Origin of the sequence: Phytobacter sp. SCO41 (assembly GCF_003073275.1) — a bacterium.
Lineage (GTDB): Bacteria > Pseudomonadota > Gammaproteobacteria > Enterobacterales > Enterobacteriaceae > Phytobacter > Phytobacter diazotrophicus.
The window spans coordinates 1501843-1518145 of sequence record NZ_CP027225.1; the positions used below are offsets into that span (position 1 = coordinate 1501843).

Sequence of the window (16303 nt, forward strand, 5' to 3'; positions counted from 1 at the left end):
CACCCTCTCCCACAGGAAGAGGGTTGAGGTGAGTGCATCAGAACGCACTTGCCCGTAGGCCCGGTAAGCGAATGCGCGACCGGGCTTTTTTATTGGACAGGGTGAGTGAACAATACATTAGAGCAAACCATCGGCAACACGCCGCTGGTCAGATTGCAACGTCTTGGACCCGATAACGGTAGTGAGATCTGGGTCAAACTGGAAGGGAATAATCCGGCGGGTTCGGTCAAAGACAGAGCCGCGTTATCGATGATTGTTCAGGCGGAAAAGCGCGGCGAAATCAAACCGGGCGATGTCCTGATCGAAGCGACCAGTGGCAACACCGGTATTGCTCTGGCAATGATTGCTGCGCTCAAAGGCTACCGCATGAAGCTGCTGATGCCGGATAACATGAGTCAGGAGCGTCGCGCCGCGATGCGCGCCTATGGTGCAGAACTGATTCTGGTCACCAAAGAGCAAGGTATGGAAGGCGCGCGTGACCTGGCGCTATCCATGGCTCAGCGCGGCGAAGGCAAACTGCTGGATCAATTTAATAATCCCGATAACCCCTACGCACACTACACGACCACCGGGCCAGAAATCTGGCAACAAACGGCGGGGCGAATCACTCATTTTGTCTCCAGCATGGGGACGACCGGGACTATCACCGGCGTATCACGTTTCCTTCGCGAGCAAGAAAAAGCGGTCTCCATTGTTGGTTTACAGCCGGAAGAGGGGAGCAGCATTCCGGGTATTCGTCGCTGGCCTGCGGAGTATATGCCGGGCATTTTCAATGCTTCGCTGGTGGATGAGGTGTTGGATATTCATCAGCGTGATGCGGAGAATACCATGCGCGCGCTGGCGGTACAGGAAGGTATTTTTTGTGGCGTGAGTTCGGGCGGCGCGGTTGCTGGCGCACTGCGCATTGCGAAAGCAAATCCGGGAGCGGTCGTTGTTGCTATCATTTGTGATCGTGGCGATCGTTATCTCTCAACGGGCGTATTTGGCGAAGAAAGCTATTCACAGGGAGCAGGGATCTAAGTATGGAAATGATCTTATTCAGGGACAAAACCCGTGCGCAGCAGACCGATATCGTTGCTGTACAGTCGCAAGTTGTCTATGGCAGCGTAGGCAACAGTATCGCGGTACCGAACATCCGTCAGCATCGTCTGAGCGTGACGGCAGTGCCTACGGTGCTTTTCAGTAATACTCCCCATTACGATACCTTTTATGGCGGCATCATTCCTGACGAGTGGTTCAGCGGCTATTTGCAGGCGTTGGAAGAGCGCGATATCTTGCGCGAACTGAAAGCGGTAACAACAGGTTATATGGGCAGCGCCAGCCAGATTGCGCTTCTGGCGCAGTGGTTAAAAACGCTAAAAGAGAAACACCCACATTTGCCGGTGCTCGTCGACCCTGTCATCGGCGATATCGACAGTGGTATGTACGTGAAGCCTGAAATTCCCGAAGCCTATTGCCAACATTTGTTGCCGCTGGCGCAGGGGATTACACCCAATGTCTTCGAACTCGAAATTCTGAGCGGTAAACACTGCCGCGATATGCAAAGTGCGGTGGAGGCAGCGAAAGGGCTGCTCTCTGACACCTTGCAGTGGGTTGCCATTACCAGCGCGCCAGTCCCTTCTGATGATAACTGCATCCATGTGGTTCTGGTGACGAAGGAGAGCGTTGAAATAAGTTCTCACCCGCGTATTGCGGCGGATTTAAAAGGAACCGGGGATCTGTTCTGCTCTGAGCTGGTCAGTAATATTGTCCAGGGGAAACCATTGGCCGAGGCGGTAAATGGGGCGGGGGCGCGCGTGACTGACGTTATGCGCTATACGCTGGAGAAAGGCTACGACGAGCTGATTCTTCCGGCGTAACAAACAAAAATGGCACCGCAAGGGTGCCATTTTTATATGCATCAAGAATTACTTCTTAATACGAATAACCGGGGTTTCACCAACGGTAACGCTACCGGTCAGTTTAATCAGTTCTTTGATTTCGTCCATGTTGGAGATAACAACCGGAGTCAGGGTAGACTTGGCTTTCTCTTCCAGCAGCGGCAGATCGAATTCAATAACCGGGTCGCCGACTTTCACGCGCTGACCTTCTTCTGCGATACGTTTGAAACCTTCGCCTTTCAGTTCAACGGTGTCGATACCGAAGTGAACGAACAGCTCAATGCCGCTATCGGATTCGATAGAGAAGGCATGGTTGGTTTCAAAGATTTTGCCGATAGTACCGTCAACAGGCGCTACCATTTTGTTGCCAGTTGGTTTAATAGCAATGCCATCACCAACGATTTTCTCAGCGAATACAACATCCGGAACATCTTCAATGTTGACGATTTCGCCGGAAAGCGGAGCAACAATCTCAATGGTTCCAGTGTCTTTTTTATCATCAGAAACCAGAGATTTCAGTTTATCGAACAAACCCATGATCTTCTCCTAAGCAGTAATTTGGGCCGCATCTCGTGGATTAGCAGATTGTTTTTTCTTCAATGAACTTGTTAACCAGCGTCATTAACTCGTCCGTTGTCGGTTGGGCAAGAGCCTGCTCTGCTAAAACCTTCGCATCTTCGAAGTTAGTATTGCGAATAATCTTCTTAATGCGCGGGATAGAAATGGCACTCATACTGAATTCATCCAGACCCATCCCCAGCAACAGAAGTGTAGCACGTTCGTCGCCTGCAAGCTCACCACACATACCGGTCCACTTACCTTCTGCATGAGATGCATCAATAACTTGCTTGATGAGAGTCAGTACAGACGGCGACATCGGCTGGTAAAGATGTGAAATCATATCATTACCACGGTCAACTGCCAGAGTGTACTGCGTTAAATCATTGGTACCGATACTAAAGAAATCAACTTCTTTGGCTAAATGACGAGCAATAGTGGCAGCAGCAGGGGTTTCGACCATCACGCCAACTTCAATTGTCTCGTCAAAAGCTTTACCTTCGTCACGCAGTTCCTGTTTGTAGATTTCGATCTCTTTTTTCAGTGCACGCACTTCTTCAACAGAGATGATCATCGGGAACATGATGCGCAGTTTACCGAAAGCGGAAGCACGCAGAATCGCACGTACCTGGTCGCGCAGGATCTCTTTGCGATCCATGGCGATACGCACTGCACGCCAGCCCAGGAACGGGTTTTCTTCTTTCGGGAAATTCATATATGGCAGCTCTTTGTCGCCGCCAATGTCCATGGTACGTACGATAACGGCCTGAGAACCACAGGCTTCGGCAACCGCTTTGTATGCTGCAAACTGTTCTTCTTCAGTCGGCAGGGACTCGCGGTCCATGAACAGGAATTCGGTACGGTAGAGACCTACACCTTCCGCGCCGTTACGCTCAGCGCCTGCGACGTCGCGCACGGTACCGATGTTGGCACAGACTTCGACTTGGTGGCCGTCCAGCGTGATGGCTGGCAGGTCTTTCAGTTTAGCCAGTTCGGCTTTCTCTTCGGCTACCTGAGCCTGCGTGTTACGCAGCGTCTCAACTTCTTGTTCGGTCGGGTTAACGTATACTTTGTTGTTAACCGCATCGAGAATCAGATAGTCGTCATTTTTTACCTGAGAGGTGACGCTGCCGGTACCCACAATCGCAGGCAGTTCCAGAGAACGCGCCATGATGGAGGTGTGGGAAGTACGGCCACCCATGTCAGTAATGAAACCGAGGACCTTGTTCAGGTTCAACTGTGCGGTTTCTGACGGGGTCAGGTCAGCGGCAACCAGAATCACTTCGTCCTGAATGGCGCTCAGGTCGATGATAGGCATGCAAAGAATATTGCGCAGCAGACGCTTACCGATATCACGTACGTCAGCCGCACGTTCTTTCAGGTATTCATCGTCCAGCTCTTCAAGGGCAGTCGCCTGACCTTCGATAACTTCATGAGCCGCCGCGTCGGCAGTCATGTGCTTATCTTTAATCAGGGCTATGATTTCCTGCTCCAGCTCCTCATCTTCGAGCAACATAATGTGGCCTTCGAAGATAGCTTCTTTTTCTTCACCGAAAGTTTCGCCAGCTTTCGTTTTGATCGCTTCAAGCTGCGCTGATGCCTTGGCACGACCGCTCAGGAAACGCTCAACTTCCTGGTCAACCTTATCGGCAGAAATTTTTTTCCGGTCAATGACGATTTCGTCTTCTTTCAGCAGAAGTGCTTTGCCAAAAGCGATACCCGGGGATGCTAAAATGCCTGAAATCATAACCCTACCTTACTTGTGACTGATCTTTAAAAGAACCCGGGAAATTACTCGAGTTCTGCCATCAGTTTAACCAGATGTTCAACTGCTTTTTGTTCGTCTTCGCCTTCTGCGGTCAACGTCACGACAGTACCCTGAGTCAGGCCCAGAGTTTGCAGTTTGAACAGGCTTTTTGCGCTGGCGCTTTTGCCGTTGGAAGTCACAGTGATCTCAGAAGTGAAGCCTTTCGCTTCTTTAACAAACTGAGCAGCAGGGCGGGTGTGCAGACCGTTCGGAGCGGTAATGGTAACTTCTTGCTGGAACATTGTATTTCCCCAACTTATAGGTTTAGTGTTGTGGAACTAAAGTCTAGCCTGGCGGCTGGACTTTAGCCTGTATCGTTAGCGCCGGCGTTACGGTATACGACTCAGAAGCGTGGAAAACACGATCCGGTGCTGGCGCTTCTGGCCTTTGACGTTTCGCACGTCATTAAACATTATGCAGCGAAAGCGAGAATTGAACCAAATCATAAAATCGATTCAGCTTCGTGAAATCAGAAACCGATTAATTTCGCGCATCAAAATAAATGTGATGGTTAAATACCAGACCCGAGGAGTCTAATCAATGCCAGGAGGGGTGAAACTTTGATGTGCTCCACAAAAAAGCACCTTCTCAGGTGCTTTTTTGCGCTCTTTTAACAATCTGGCATCACTGTTGCAGTTCTTTTTCAGTAAACAGATCGGCAAACAACGCGGTGCTCAAATAACGCTCACCGGAGGATGGCAGGATAACCACAATATTCTTGTTAGTAAAGGTTTCATCTTCCTGCAGTTTCAGTGCAGCGGCGACGGCAGCACCGGAAGAGATGCCCGCAAGAATACCTTCTTCTTCCATCAGGCGGCGTGCAGTACTGATCGCTTCTTCATTGGTAATTTTTACCACTTTGTCGATCAGTTTTAAATCAAGGTTGCCCGGAATAAAACCAGCGCCAATTCCCTGGATTTTGTGCGGACCTGGTTTCAGCTCTTCGCCCGCCAGCGCCTGGGAGATAACCGGGGAATCGGTCGGCTCAACCGCTACGGTGATCAGGTCTGATTTGCCTTTTGTGCCTTTAATATAGCGAGACACGCCGGTCAGCGTACCGCCGGTGCCCACGCCAGAGATAAATACGTCCACCTGACCGTCGGTATCTTCCCAGATTTCCGGGCCCGTGGTTTTTTCATGAATTTCCGGGTTAGCCGGATTGCTGAACTGCTGCAGCAGGAGATATTTAGAGGGATCGCTGGCGACAATTTCTTCCGCTTTCTGAATCGCGCCTTTCATGCCTTTCGCGCCTTCGGTCAGCACCAGATTCGCGCCCAGCGCTTTGAGCAGCTTACGGCGTTCGATGCTCATGGTTTCAGGCATTGTCAGGGTCAGTTTATAACCGCGAGCTGCGGCAACGTATGCCAGTGCGATACCGGTGTTGCCACTGGTTGGTTCAACCAGTTCAATACCCGGTTTCAGCACGCCGCGTTTTTCGGCATCCCAAATCATATTGGCACCGATACGGCATTTAACGCTGAAGCTCGGGTTACGGGATTCTACCTTTGCCAGGATGCGTCCATTACCGATGCGGTTCAGTCGAACCAGCGGCGTGTGACCGATAGTCAGCGAGTTATCTTCAAAAATCTTACTCATGGCCTGTCCTTAACTGTATGAAATTTGGGAACCACCCCAGCATACCCACTTACTGTCCCTGGGGAAGTAAGGAATTCGCATATCTATATGCTGAGCCGAAATAATGGTAACCAGTATGGAATAAGAACCGGAATAATTCCTTTAGCGCCAGGCGGCGTTCTTTTCACGATAACAGTCGACCCACATTGCTGTTGCACCGCAGACTGCAACTGGCATCACGACCAGATTCAATACCGGAATCAGGGTGAACAGGCTGGTAAGCGCGCCAAATTGCATGTTCGTTACCTTACGTGTCCGCAAGGCGACGCGCATCTCTTTGAACGGCACTTTGTGATTATCAAACGGGTAATCACAGTACTGGATGGCCAGCATCCAGGCGCTGAACAAAAACCACAGCACAGGCGCGACGGTTTGACCGATACCCGGAATGAAATAGAGCAGTAATAAAACGAGCGCGCGTGGCAGATACCAGGCAAGCTTCTGCCATTCGCGCTTCATAATACGCGGGATATCTTTAATGATGGCGGATACGCCGGCATCGGGCGGCGTCGCACCGGTTAAGCGGGCCTCAAGCTGTTCGGCGAGCAGGCCATTGAACGGTGCGGCAATCCAGTTGGCGATAGTGGAGAAGAAATAGCTGAACACCAGCAGGATTGACACAACCGCAATTGGCCAGAGCAAATAGCTGAGCCACTGTAGCCAGTCAGGAACATGGCTCATAAGCGCGGGGATCCAGTTGTCGAGGCGGGTAAATAGCCATGCAAAAGCGCCCCCCATCAATATGATATTGACGAGAAGCGGCAAAATGACGAAACGGCGAATGCCCGGCAGCGTGATGAGCTTCCAGCCTTGAGAAAAATAGAAAACGCCGCTGCGTGATGAGGTTGGGGAAGATGAAACCATAGCCGGGCAATACTCCTTTTATTACAGCCAGAAAAGCAAAAACCTATATTATCTGTTCGCAGGTGAAAAAACCCGTTCGGAAATGTTCGAAAAAACAGCAAAAAGCACAATTTCGTTCATCTTTATGCTGTGAAAGGCATGTGTACACTTGCACTTGACGTAATCGGCAAATACTCTTAGTGAGTAAATGTTTGCCGTGTTGGCAAGGTGTTAGAACAACAGAGAATATAATGATGCAGGATTTGCGTCTGATATTAATCATTGTTGGCGCGATCGCCATAATCGCTTTACTGGTTCACGGTTTCTGGACCAGTCGTAAAGAACGTTCCTCAATGTTCCGCGATCGACCGTTAAAACGTATGAAGTCGCGACGTGACGACGATGACGCCTACGACGAGGATGTCGAAGAAGATGACGACAGCGTGGGCGAAGTCCGCGTTCATCGGGTAAACGCACCGCCAAAAGCGGGAAGTGAACCTGAGGCTCCGCGTCAACAGCCACAGCATCAGTATCAACCTCCGTACGCGTCGGCGCAGCCTCGCGCAACTGCTGCCCCTGCCCGCCATGAAGAGCGCCAGGCGCAGCCGTCTGCTCAGCCGGCACAGCGTGCGCCGCAGGTGGAGCCGCAGCAGCCCGTTCAGGAGCCGCATGAGCGCGAATTTGCTCAGCCTGTGGCACCTGCACAGCCACAGCAACCTGCGTTTACGGCGGCACAGCCGTCGCATCATGAACCTGTCGCGCAGCCTGAGCCTGAACCTGAGCATATTGAAGAAGCCCCGGTTGCGGAAAAACCGCAGCGTAAAGAGACGGTCATTATTATGAACGTCGCGGCGCATCAGGGCAGCGCTCTACAGGGTGAGCTATTGCTCAACAGTATTCAGCAGGTTGGTTTCAAGTTTGGCGATATGAGCATTTTCCATCGCCATCTCAGCCCGGACGGTAGCGGTCCTACGCTGTTCAGCCTGGCCAATATGGTTAACCCAGGAACATTTGATCCGGAGCGGATGAGCGAACTCACCACGCCTGGTATCACTATGTTTATGCAGGTGCCATCTTACGGTGACGAGCTGCAAAACTTTAAACTGATGCTGCAAGCCGCGCAGTACATTGCTGATGAAGTTGGCGGCGTGGTGCTTGATGATCAGCGTCGTATGATGACTCCGCAGAAGCTGCGTGAGTATCAGGACAGAATCCGTGAAGTCAGGGACGCAAACGCGTAACGGCCACGGTTGCTTCGTTATTTCCCCAGAACCCCCGCCCGTCGGGGGTTTTTTATCATTGATGGTGCGACATGGAATCAATCGAACAAAAGCTCACTGAACTACGAACCACTCTTCGCCATCACGAATATCTTTATCATGTCATGGATACGCCTGAGATCCCGGATGCGGAATATGACAGGCTGCTGCGTGAACTCCGCGAGCTTGAGGCGCAGCATCCTGATCTCATCACGCCGGATTCACCCACACAGCGTGTGGGTGCCGCGCCGCTGGCCTCATTTAGCCAGGTACGCCATGAAATCCCGATGCTGTCGCTTGATAACGTCTTCGATGAGCAGAGCTTTCTTGCCTTCAATAAACGCGTTCAGGATCGACTGAAAAGTACCGATGCGCTCATTTACTGCTGCGAGCTGAAACTTGATGGCCTGGCTGTCAGCATCCTCTATGAAAACGGCGTGCTGGTGCGTGCCGCAACCCGTGGCGATGGGACGACCGGTGAGGACATTACCACCAACGTACGCACGATCCGCGCTATTCCGTTGAAACTGCATGGCGACAATATTCCGGCGCGTCTGGAAGTGCGTGGTGAAGTTTTCCTGCCCCAGGCCGGGTTTGAAAAAATTAACGAAGAAGCGCGTCGCACCGGGGGCAAAGTGTTTGCTAACCCACGTAATGCGGCGGCTGGCTCTCTGCGTCAGCTTGACCCACGTATTACGGCGAAGCGACCACTTACTTTCTTCTGTTATGGCGTGGGCGTGCTTGAAGGCGGTGAACTGCCCGATACCCACCTCGGACGCTTGTTGCGCTTTAAAGAGTGGGGTTTACCGGTCAGCGACAGGGTGACGCTGTGCGACTCGCCGGAGGCGGTGCTGGCTTTTTATCACAAGGTAGAAGAGGACCGCCCGACGCTGGGCTTTGATATCGATGGCGTGGTCATTAAGGTCAATTCCCTGGCGCTCCAGGAACAGCTTGGTTTCGTTGCTCGCGCGCCGCGTTGGGCGGTGGCTTTCAAATTCCCTGCCCAGGAGCAGATGACGTTTGTTCGTGACGTCGAATTTCAGGTGGGGCGTACGGGGGCGATTACCCCCGTTGCGCGGCTGGAGCCGGTACATGTCGCAGGCGTGCTGGTGAGTAATGCCACGTTGCATAATGCGGATGAAATTGCCCGTCTTGGTCTGCGCATTGGCGATAAAGTCGTGATTCGTCGTGCGGGCGATGTGATTCCCCAGGTGGTCAATGTGGTGGAGTCTGAGCGTCCTGATGGTACCCGGGAAGTCGTATTTCCAGCCCACTGCCCGGTATGTGGTTCGGATGTAGAGCGCGTGGAAGGCGAAGCGGTTACTCGCTGTACCGGGGGGTTGATTTGCGGCGCACAGCGCAAAGAAGCGCTGAAACATTTTGTCTCCCGCCGGGCAATGGATGTTGACGGGATGGGCGATAAAATTATCGACCAACTGGTGGAAAAAGAGTACGTCCATACGCCTGCCGATCTGTTCCGTCTGACGGCAGGTAAGCTGACAGGTCTGGATCGTATGGGACCGAAATCGGCACAAAACGTAGTTAATGCATTAGAAAGTGCAAAAGAGACCACATTTGCCCGTTTCCTGTACGCGCTGGGTATCCGCGAAGTAGGCGAAGCCACAGCGGCGGGGCTTGCGGCGTACTTCGGTACGCTGGAGGCGCTGGAAGCGGCTTCCATTGAGGAACTGCAAAAAGTACCCGATGTAGGCAAAGTGGTCGCGGCGCATGTCTTTAACTTTTTTGCCGAAGAGAGTAACCGCGATGTGATCGGCCAATTGCTGGCAGAGGGCGTGCGCTGGCCTGCGCCGGTAGTCGTCAACGCCGAAGAGATAGACAGCCCGTTTGCCGGTAAAACCGTAGTGCTGACCGGTAGCCTGAGCCAGATGTCGCGCGATGATGCCAAAGCCCGCCTGGTTGAGCTTGGCGCGAAAGTGGCAGGCAGTGTGTCGAAAAAGACGGATCTGGTTATCGCCGGCGAGGCCGCGGGTTCCAAGTTGGCGAAAGCACAGGAGTTGGGCATTGCGGTGATTGATGAAGCGGAAATGCTACGGCTGCTGGGTGCGTAAATGGAAAAAGAACAGCTTATTGAGATTGCGAACACTGAGATGCCATTCGGGAAGTATCAGGGGCGGAAGCTGATTGATTTACCTGAGGAGTACCTGCTGTGGTTTGCCCGTAAGGATTCGTTTCCTGCCGGGCATCTGGGCGAACTTATGCAACTGGCTTTGCTGATTAAAACGGAGGGGCTGGCCCATCTGGTGCAGCCCCTGAAACGCCGTTAGGCCTTCGCCGTTTCCTGTGCCTGCAGTTTTTCTGTCTGGCGTTTGTAGCGACGTGCCAGTACCGCGCAGACCATTAGCTGGATTTGATGGAAAATCATCAGAGGCAGCACCATCATCCCTATCACTGATGTCGGGAACAGAATGTTGGCCATCGGAATACCGTTGGCCAGGCTTTTCTTGGAGCCGCAGAATACGATGGTGATTTCATCCGCTTTATTAAACCCGAGTTTACGGGCCGCGAAGATATTAATCGCGATAACAATCGCCAACAGAACCATGCTGAATACCACGATAAACAGCAGTGAACCTACGCCTACCTTGTGCCAGATCCCATTAACAACGGCTTCGCTAAACGCGGAATAGACGACCAGCAGAATGGATGTCTGATCGGTTTTCGAAATCCACTTCTTATTACGCGCCACCCATGCACCCGTCCACCGGCGTGACAGATGACCCAGGACAAAGGGCAACAACAGTTGCAGCATAATTTTGCCAACCTGTTCCAGGCTCCCGTCAGCGCCATGCAGATTCATTAGCAGGCCAACCAGCAGTGGGGAGAGGAAGATGCCTAACAGGCTGGAGGCGGAAGCGGAACAGACGGCAGCCGCGACATTTCCTCCGGCAAGTGAGGTAAAGGCAATAGCCGATTGTACGGTCGCCGGCAGAATACACAGATAGAGGAAACCGGTGTAGAGCTCCTGGCTCACATTGACGGGTGACCACCAGACAAACAGTACCCCTAAAACGGGAAATAAAATGAATGTGCTGCACATCACCCACAGATGCAGTCGCCAGTGGCTACCCCCGGCAATAATCGCTTCTCGAGACAGTTTCGCGCCATGCATAAAAAACAGCAACGCAATGGCTGCGGTGGTCAGCCCTTCAAAGAAGGGAACAAAACCGCCGCGGGCCGGGAAGAAAGTGGCCAGCAGAACGGTACACACCAGCGTCAATGTAAAAGGGTCAAGGACACGAAAAAGTTTCATAAACACTCCTGAAATTCAGTGCCAACAGTTTGCGTTTTTTGTTTTGAGAAATAAAATTAATTTATTGAATCCATATATGAATTTATTAGATGAATTATTCGTTGCGACAGCTTCGTGTCTTTGTCACGGTAGCACATGCCAGAAGTTTCAGCCGGGCAGGGGATATTATTGGGTTAAGCCAATCGGCAGTGAGCCACAGCGTAAAAGAGCTGGAGCTGCAGACCGGAGTCCGATTACTCGATCGTACTACGCGTGAAGTGGTGCTGACAGAAGCCGGGCAGCAGCTCGCAGCCAGACTGGAAAGATTGCTTGAAGAACTGAATGACACGTTACGTGACGCCGGACGTGTGGGCCAGCAACTATCCGGTACAGTGCGCGTGGCGGCAAGTCAGACGATTTCGGCTCATTTGATTCCGCAATGTATTGCGCAGAGTAACCGTCTCTATCCGGAGATCGACTTTATGCTGCATGATCGGCCACAACAGTGGGTACTGGAGAGTATTCGCCATGGTGAAGTGGACTTTGGCATCGTTATCGATCCCGGTCCGGTGAGTGATTTGCAGTGTGAAGAGATCCTGGAAGAGCCGTTCTTTTTGCTCTGTCGTCACGATCACGCCTGGGCGACATCGCAAACCATACCCTGGTCAGCACTGCAAGATTCACGTCTTGTGGTTCAGGACTACGCTTCGGGCAGCCGTCCATTAATTGATGCCGCCCTGGCACAATTTGGCATCACAGCCGCTATCGTTCAGGAGATAGGGCATCCGGCCACGTTATTTCCTATGGTAGAAGCGGGGATTGGGATTAGCATCATGCCCGCGCTGGCGTTACCGTTGCCGCAGGGGAGCCAACTGTGTGTGAAACGCTTAAAGCCAGAGATTAAGCGTAAGATCATGCTGGTGCAGCGAAAAAATCGTTCGCTTTCGGGAGCCGCGCAGGCGATATGGGATGTGGTGCGTGAACAGGCCCGGTGTTTGAACCAGGCCCGGGAAGACGACCCGCTATTCCATCAGATGTAAATATCGATCTGGTTGTTGTCAGAAGGGGTGTTAACACCTTCTGGTTTAACGGCGGATTGGGCCTGTTTTTCGTCATTTTTTTTCTGCGCTTCCTCTGCCTGTTTGTATTCCAGTTGGGCCAGTTGCGCTTGTAACTGCTTGATCTCAGCCTGTAGCAGCTCCCGTTGTTTCTGGCTGTCAGCATCGGCACTGCCTGATGTCGCGAGATCTTTCAATTGCTGACTCAATTTAGAGATTTGCTGCATAATGTTGCTGATCTGCGAAGCAATATCGCTGTTTGAGGAAGACGAGCCGCCGGTGCTACTGGTGCTGCTTTTGCCACCGCTGATGCTGCTGGAAATCACAGTTGATGTGGTTGCCTGAATTGTTGTCATTTTTCTCTCCTCTCTAGCCCAAAACACCATTAACGGTGGAAAAGTACCGCTGGCACATGCGGATCCGTGCCGCGCTCAGGGTATTATATCTCTATATTAAGCATAAATTATGGCAAAGCGTTATCAGACCTGCCTGCAGATAACTTAATGGTTTTATTGTTTTTACTGTATGGGATAAGTTGGTTTTTTCGACTGGCTTTTTGGTATTTTTAAAGGGTTTATTATCTTGCCAGGTAGGGCGAGTTTAATGGTTTTTATTCTTTCCTGTTCCTGGGCAGAGAGTAAGTAACAAAGTGTGTGTCGGAAGAAGAATGGTATATCGCAGATAGCAAAAAAGCGCCTTTAGGGCGCTTTTTTACATTGGTGGGTCGTGCAGGATTCGAACCTGCGACCAATTGATTAAAAGTCAACTGCTCTACCAACTGAGCTAACGACCCGAAGTGGTGGGTGATGACGGGATCGAACCGCCGACCCCCTCCTTGTAAGGGAGGTGCTCTCCCAGCTGAGCTAATCACCCACTTCGGTACTTCATATTGTTGTAAGAAATCCAGCTGGCGAGAAAGTGGTGGGTGATGACGGGATCGAACCGCCGACCCCCTCCTTGTAAGGGAGGTGCTCTCCCAGCTGAGCTAATCACCCACTTCTCAATTTCTTACATTACACGGCGGAGACTACCTAAGTAGTGGTGGGTGATGACGGGATCGAACCGCCGACCCCCTCCTTGTAAGGGAGGTGCTCTCCCAGCTGAGCTAATCACCCCCGCTGTGTGGAGTCGCATTATAGGGAGAGTTGAAAATGAGTCAACGCATTTTCAAAAGAAATTGTTCGTTCGTCGTAAAATTAAACAAACCGCTGTTGAATCGAGCGTGGGCGCATGATTTATATACAAAATACATATAGACGCTTGTGATTGTGGCAACAACATTGAGGAATCACCCCACAGTGATAGAATATTGCGACCTCAATTTTCCAGGATTTGCCGGTTGTCGGCATATTTATCAAACGTAAGGCCTTTTCATGAAAATCAAAACTCGCTTCGCGCCAAGCCCGACTGGCTATCTGCACGTCGGCGGTGCGCGTACTGCTCTTTACTCCTGGCTTTTTGCACGTAACCACGATGGTGAGTTCGTGCTGCGTATTGAAGACACCGATCTTGAGCGCTCAACGCCAGAAGCTATTGAAGCCATCATGGATGGTATGAACTGGCTGAATCTGGAATGGGACGAAGGTCCGTATTTCCAGACCAAACGTTTTGATCGCTACAACGCGGTTATTGATGAGATGCTGGAAGCGGGCACTGCTTATAAATGCTATTGCTCAAAAGAGCGTCTTGAAGCGTTGCGTGAAGAACAGATGGCGAAAGGTGAAAAACCGCGTTATGACGGCCGCTGCCGCCACAGTCACGAACATCATGCCGCGGATGAGCCATGTGTTGTTCGTTTTGCTAACCCGCAGGACGGTTCCGTTATTTTTGACGACCAGATTCGCGGGCCGATCGAATTCAGCAACCAGGAACTGGACGATCTGATTATTCGTCGTACAGATGGATCTCCGACCTATAACTTCTGCGTAGTTGTCGACGACTGGGATATGCAGATCACACATGTGATCCGTGGTGAAGACCATATCAACAACACACCGCGTCAGATCAACATCCTGAAAGCACTGAATGCCCCGGTGCCGGTTTATGCGCATGTATCCATGATTAACGGTGATGACGGTAAAAAGCTCTCCAAACGTCATGGCGCGGTCAGCGTGATGCAGTATCGTGACGATGGCTACCTGCCGGAAGCGTTGCTGAACTACCTTGTCCGCCTGGGCTGGTCGAGCGGCGATCAGGAGATTTTCTCCCGTGAAGAGATGATCAAGCTGTTCTCACTTGGCGCGGTGAGCAAATCTGCGAGTGCGTTTAATACCGATAAACTGCTGTGGCTGAACCACCACTATATCAACACCCTGGCGCCTGAGTATGTGGCGACCCATTTGCAGTGGCACATTGAGCAGGAAAATATTGACACCCGCAACGGCCCGCAACTGGCGGATCTGGTGAAACTGCTGGGCGAGCGTTGCAAAACGCTAAAAGAAATTGCGGCAAGCTGCCGTTACTTCTATGAAGATTTCGCTGAGTTTGATGCTGATGCCGCGAAAAAACACCTGCGTCCGGTCGCACGTCAACCGCTGGAAGTGGTGCGTGATAAACTCGCCGCGCTGACTGACTGGACTGCGGAAAACGTGCACCACGCGATCCAGGCAACGGCTGATGAGCTGGAAGTAGGGATGGGGAAAGTCGGTATGCCTCTGCGCGTCGCCGTAACGGGGGCAGGGCAGTCTCCTGCGCTGGATGTTACCGTGCATGCGATTGGTAAATCCCGTAGCATTGAGCGTATCAATAAAGCGCTGGATTTTATTGCTGAGCGCGAAAGTCAGCAGTAAGACGGCACAAAAAACGAAAACGGCAGGTTTTACCTGCCGTTTTTTTTACTCCGCATCTATCGCTGTAATGCCAAGTCTTTGTAGAAAACCCTGAATTCCTTCGCGCGCGAGTAACACCACCAGCCGTTCTTGCTCAAGCGGCGTCATGTTTTGCAGCACGCCATTAATTTTCAAAAGCGCCGAGGTCTGTTTATCCGCTTCATAGTGTGGAAAGGGCTCAGCCAGCGAGGCCGGGGAGTGGCGTTGGCGCATGGTGGGTGTTTTCATAATGAAATGACGAACATTTTTATCGATATGGATAAGACGCGCACGGCCGCCTTTTACGCCGGGCAAATTTTCCGTTGACCATTTTTGTTCGCGGATCCAACGATTCACCGTCTGTTTTGCCACGCCGAGAAAATCCGCCAATTCCTCAGTCGTCATTTTATCAGGTAGTTTCATCTTATTTCTGTTCACGAATACCCAGACGAGACAGCAAACCGGTAATGCCGTCGCGAAGTAACAATGAGGAAAGCTGTTTCTGTTCGGGCATTGTCATCTCTTTGGCCAGCGTCAGAAGCAGTGTTTCCAGAGTAGGGTCTTTAGCAGTAAGAGAAGAGAACGTTATTTCATGGGCCGAGCGTTGGGCATTGCGGATAAATTCACGGACCTGCTCATTAACATGCACCAGCCGGGCTTTTCCACCCTGTACGCCTGGTTTAGGGGAAGTGACCCAGCCTTCTTTACGCACCCATTTGTTAATGGTCTGGCGGCTGTAACCGGTAAGCTTGGCGAGCTCTTCCGGGGTCATTCGTTCCTTGAGCATGTTATTTCCAGAGTGGTTGTGGGGATAATTAGTGAATAATGTTATAGCATCATTTTATGCGAAAATGTGACATGTTTAACTACTGGCTGCGAGATGTTTCGCAATGTCTTTCATTTGCATGCTTTTTCAGCGATTGATTGCGACCAGATAATTTTGCCGTTGACACCTGGCGAGGGAATTCATATTATGCCGCCCGTCAACACGACACGCTTTACGCGATGGGGCTATAGCTCAGCTGGGAGAGCGCTTGCATGGCATGCAAGAGGTCAGCGGTTCGATCCCGCTTAGCTCCACCAAATCCTCCACCCAGGTGATTTGGTGCGTAAAGAACATTGTGGGGCTATAGCTCAGCTGGGAGAGCGCTTGCATGGCATGCAAGAGGTCAGCGGTTCGATCCCGCTTAGCTCCACCAAAATTTG

16 protein-coding genes and 6 tRNA genes are annotated in these 16303 nt (G+C 51.6%); 9 read left to right on the forward strand and 13 right to left on the reverse strand.

From position 1 onward, the window contains the following. Positions 1-105: 105 nt before the first annotated feature. The gene (gene cysM / locus C5523_RS07365) at positions 106-1020 is read left to right on the forward strand and encodes a cysteine synthase CysM (RefSeq protein WP_039079734.1); all 915 of its coding nucleotides are present in this window, start codon (positions 106-108) and stop codon (positions 1018-1020) included. Between the two features lie 2 nt (positions 1021-1022). After that, complete coding sequence (gene pdxK / locus C5523_RS07370; RefSeq protein WP_039079735.1) at positions 1023-1859, forward strand: pyridoxine/pyridoxal/pyridoxamine kinase; 837 nt, start codon at positions 1023-1025, stop codon at positions 1857-1859. A 48-nt stretch (positions 1860-1907) separates the two neighbouring features. Here the strand turns inward: pdxK and crr are convergent, their stop codons facing one another. From crr to cysZ, 5 genes are all read right to left on the reverse strand, one after another. Continuing rightward, positions 1908-2417 carry a PTS glucose transporter subunit IIA gene (crr, locus tag C5523_RS07375; RefSeq protein ID WP_039079736.1) on the reverse strand — a complete coding sequence of 170 codons (510 nt, stop codon included), beginning with the start codon at positions 2415-2417 and terminating at the stop codon, positions 1908-1910. 40 nt (positions 2418-2457) lie between these two features. After that, positions 2458-4185 carry a phosphoenolpyruvate-protein phosphotransferase PtsI gene (gene ptsI, locus C5523_RS07380; protein WP_039079737.1) on the reverse strand — a complete coding sequence of 576 codons (1728 nt, stop codon included), beginning with the start codon at positions 4183-4185 and terminating at the stop codon, positions 2458-2460. Positions 4186-4229: 44 nt separating this feature from the next. Beyond that, the gene (gene ptsH / locus C5523_RS07385) at positions 4230-4487 is read right to left on the reverse strand and encodes a phosphocarrier protein Hpr (RefSeq protein ID WP_039079738.1); all 258 of its coding nucleotides are present in this window, start codon (positions 4485-4487) and stop codon (positions 4230-4232) included. Positions 4488-4869: 382 nt separating this feature from the next. Beyond that, complete coding sequence (gene cysK / locus C5523_RS07395) at positions 4870-5841, reverse strand: cysteine synthase A (RefSeq protein WP_039079739.1); 972 nt, start codon at positions 5839-5841, stop codon at positions 4870-4872. Between the two features lie 141 nt (positions 5842-5982). Beyond that, complete coding sequence (gene cysZ, locus C5523_RS07400) at positions 5983-6744, reverse strand: sulfate transporter CysZ (protein WP_107223186.1); 762 nt, start codon at positions 6742-6744, stop codon at positions 5983-5985. 230 nt (positions 6745-6974) lie between these two features. Between cysZ and zipA the strand changes: the two genes are divergently transcribed. The 3 genes from zipA to C5523_RS07415 all read left to right on the forward strand — a co-directional run bounded on the left by zipA (position 6975) and on the right by C5523_RS07415 (position 10267). Beyond that, entirely contained in the window at positions 6975-7964 is a 990-nt protein-coding gene (gene zipA, locus C5523_RS07405; RefSeq protein WP_039079741.1) for a cell division protein ZipA, read from the forward strand. 71 nt (positions 7965-8035) lie between these two features. Next, positions 8036-10051, forward strand: coding sequence for an NAD-dependent DNA ligase LigA (gene ligA / locus C5523_RS07410; protein ID WP_071193714.1), 2016 nt, complete (start codon positions 8036-8038; stop codon positions 10049-10051). Then, positions 10052-10267: a DUF3820 family protein gene (locus tag C5523_RS07415; RefSeq protein ID WP_039079743.1), complete on the forward strand. Its 216-nt coding sequence runs from the start codon at positions 10052-10054 to the stop codon at positions 10265-10267. Here the strand turns inward: C5523_RS07415 and C5523_RS07420 are convergent. Further along, positions 10264-11253 (reverse strand): bile acid:sodium symporter family protein, encoded by a 990-nt coding sequence (locus tag C5523_RS07420; RefSeq protein ID WP_039079744.1) that lies wholly within the window; start codon positions 11251-11253, stop codon positions 10264-10266. The two genes, C5523_RS07415 and C5523_RS07420, sit on opposite strands and share 4 nt — an antisense overlap. Before the next feature lie 89 nt (positions 11254-11342). Here C5523_RS07420 and C5523_RS07425 point away from each other — a divergent pair, with 89 nt between their 5' ends. Next, positions 11343-12272 carry a LysR family transcriptional regulator gene (locus tag C5523_RS07425; protein WP_107223184.1) on the forward strand — a complete coding sequence of 310 codons (930 nt, stop codon included), beginning with the start codon at positions 11343-11345 and terminating at the stop codon, positions 12270-12272. Here C5523_RS07425 and C5523_RS07430 read toward each other — a convergent pair. The 5 genes from C5523_RS07430 to C5523_RS07450 all read right to left on the reverse strand — a co-directional run bounded on the left by C5523_RS07430 (position 12263) and on the right by C5523_RS07450 (position 13405). Then, positions 12263-12646: a FlxA-like family protein gene (locus C5523_RS07430; RefSeq protein ID WP_039079746.1), complete on the reverse strand. Its 384-nt coding sequence runs from the start codon at positions 12644-12646 to the stop codon at positions 12263-12265. The genes C5523_RS07425 and C5523_RS07430 overlap by 10 nt on opposite strands. A gap of 361 nt (positions 12647-13007) precedes the next feature. After that, positions 13008-13083: transfer RNA gene (locus C5523_RS07435), tRNA-Lys, on the reverse strand. A gap of 4 nt (positions 13084-13087) precedes the next feature. Further along, positions 13088-13163: transfer RNA gene (locus C5523_RS07440), tRNA-Val, on the reverse strand. A gap of 46 nt (positions 13164-13209) precedes the next feature. Beyond that, a tRNA-Val gene (locus tag C5523_RS07445) sits at positions 13210-13285 on the reverse strand. Positions 13286-13329: 44 nt separating this feature from the next. Continuing rightward, positions 13330-13405, reverse strand: a tRNA-Val gene (locus C5523_RS07450). Between the two features lie 258 nt (positions 13406-13663). Here C5523_RS07450 and gltX point away from each other — a divergent pair. Beyond that, entirely contained in the window at positions 13664-15079 is a 1416-nt protein-coding gene (gene gltX, locus C5523_RS07455) for a glutamate--tRNA ligase (protein WP_079496193.1), read from the forward strand. 45 nt (positions 15080-15124) lie between these two features. On the opposite strand, the gene C5523_RS07460 is transcribed toward gltX, so the two are convergent. After that, positions 15125-15520, reverse strand: coding sequence for a YfeC-like transcriptional regulator (locus C5523_RS07460; RefSeq protein ID WP_079496194.1), 396 nt, complete (start codon positions 15518-15520; stop codon positions 15125-15127). Position 15521: 1 nt separating this feature from the next. Continuing rightward, on the reverse strand, positions 15522-15884 hold the full coding sequence (locus C5523_RS07465; protein ID WP_039079749.1) for a YfeC-like transcriptional regulator: 363 nt from the start codon (positions 15882-15884) through the stop codon (positions 15522-15524). Positions 15885-16104: 220 nt separating this feature from the next. Between C5523_RS07465 and C5523_RS07470 the strand changes: the two genes are divergently transcribed. Both C5523_RS07470 and C5523_RS07475 read left to right on the forward strand, forming a co-directional pair. Further along, a tRNA-Ala gene (locus C5523_RS07470) sits at positions 16105-16180 on the forward strand. 40 nt (positions 16181-16220) lie between these two features. Then, a tRNA-Ala gene (locus C5523_RS07475) sits at positions 16221-16296 on the forward strand. Positions 16297-16303: the final 7 nt, after the last annotated feature.

Coding starts and splice junctions, on each gene's coding strand:
- C5523_RS07465 (WP_039079749.1), bottom strand. CDS start 15,884: ATGCTCAAGGAACGAATGACCCCGGAAGAGCTCGCCAAGCTTACCGGT.
- gltX (WP_079496193.1), top strand. CDS start 13,664: ATGAAAATCAAAACTCGCTTCGCGCCAAGCCCGACTGGCTATCTGCAC.
- pdxK (WP_039079735.1), top strand. CDS start 1,023: ATGGAAATGATCTTATTCAGGGACAAAACCCGTGCGCAGCAGACCGAT.
- C5523_RS07415 (WP_039079743.1), top strand. CDS start 10,052: ATGGAAAAAGAACAGCTTATTGAGATTGCGAACACTGAGATGCCATTC.
- zipA (WP_039079741.1), top strand. CDS start 6,975: ATGATGCAGGATTTGCGTCTGATATTAATCATTGTTGGCGCGATCGCC.
- ptsI (WP_039079737.1), bottom strand. CDS start 4,185: ATGATTTCAGGCATTTTAGCATCCCCGGGTATCGCTTTTGGCAAAGCA.
- ptsH (WP_039079738.1), bottom strand. CDS start 4,487: ATGTTCCAGCAAGAAGTTACCATTACCGCTCCGAACGGTCTGCACACC.
- C5523_RS07425 (WP_107223184.1), top strand. CDS start 11,343: ATGAATTATTCGTTGCGACAGCTTCGTGTCTTTGTCACGGTAGCACAT.
- crr (WP_039079736.1), bottom strand. CDS start 2,417: ATGGGTTTGTTCGATAAACTGAAATCTCTGGTTTCTGATGATAAAAAA.
- C5523_RS07420 (WP_039079744.1), bottom strand. CDS start 11,253: ATGAAACTTTTTCGTGTCCTTGACCCTTTTACATTGACGCTGGTGTGT.
- ligA (WP_071193714.1), top strand. CDS start 8,036: ATGGAATCAATCGAACAAAAGCTCACTGAACTACGAACCACTCTTCGC.
- C5523_RS07430 (WP_039079746.1), bottom strand. CDS start 12,646: ATGACAACAATTCAGGCAACCACATCAACTGTGATTTCCAGCAGCATC.
- C5523_RS07460 (WP_079496194.1), bottom strand. CDS start 15,520: ATGAAACTACCTGATAAAATGACGACTGAGGAATTGGCGGATTTTCTC.
- cysK (WP_039079739.1), bottom strand. CDS start 5,841: ATGAGTAAGATTTTTGAAGATAACTCGCTGACTATCGGTCACACGCCG.
- cysZ (WP_107223186.1), bottom strand. CDS start 6,744: ATGGTTTCATCTTCCCCAACCTCATCACGCAGCGGCGTTTTCTATTTT.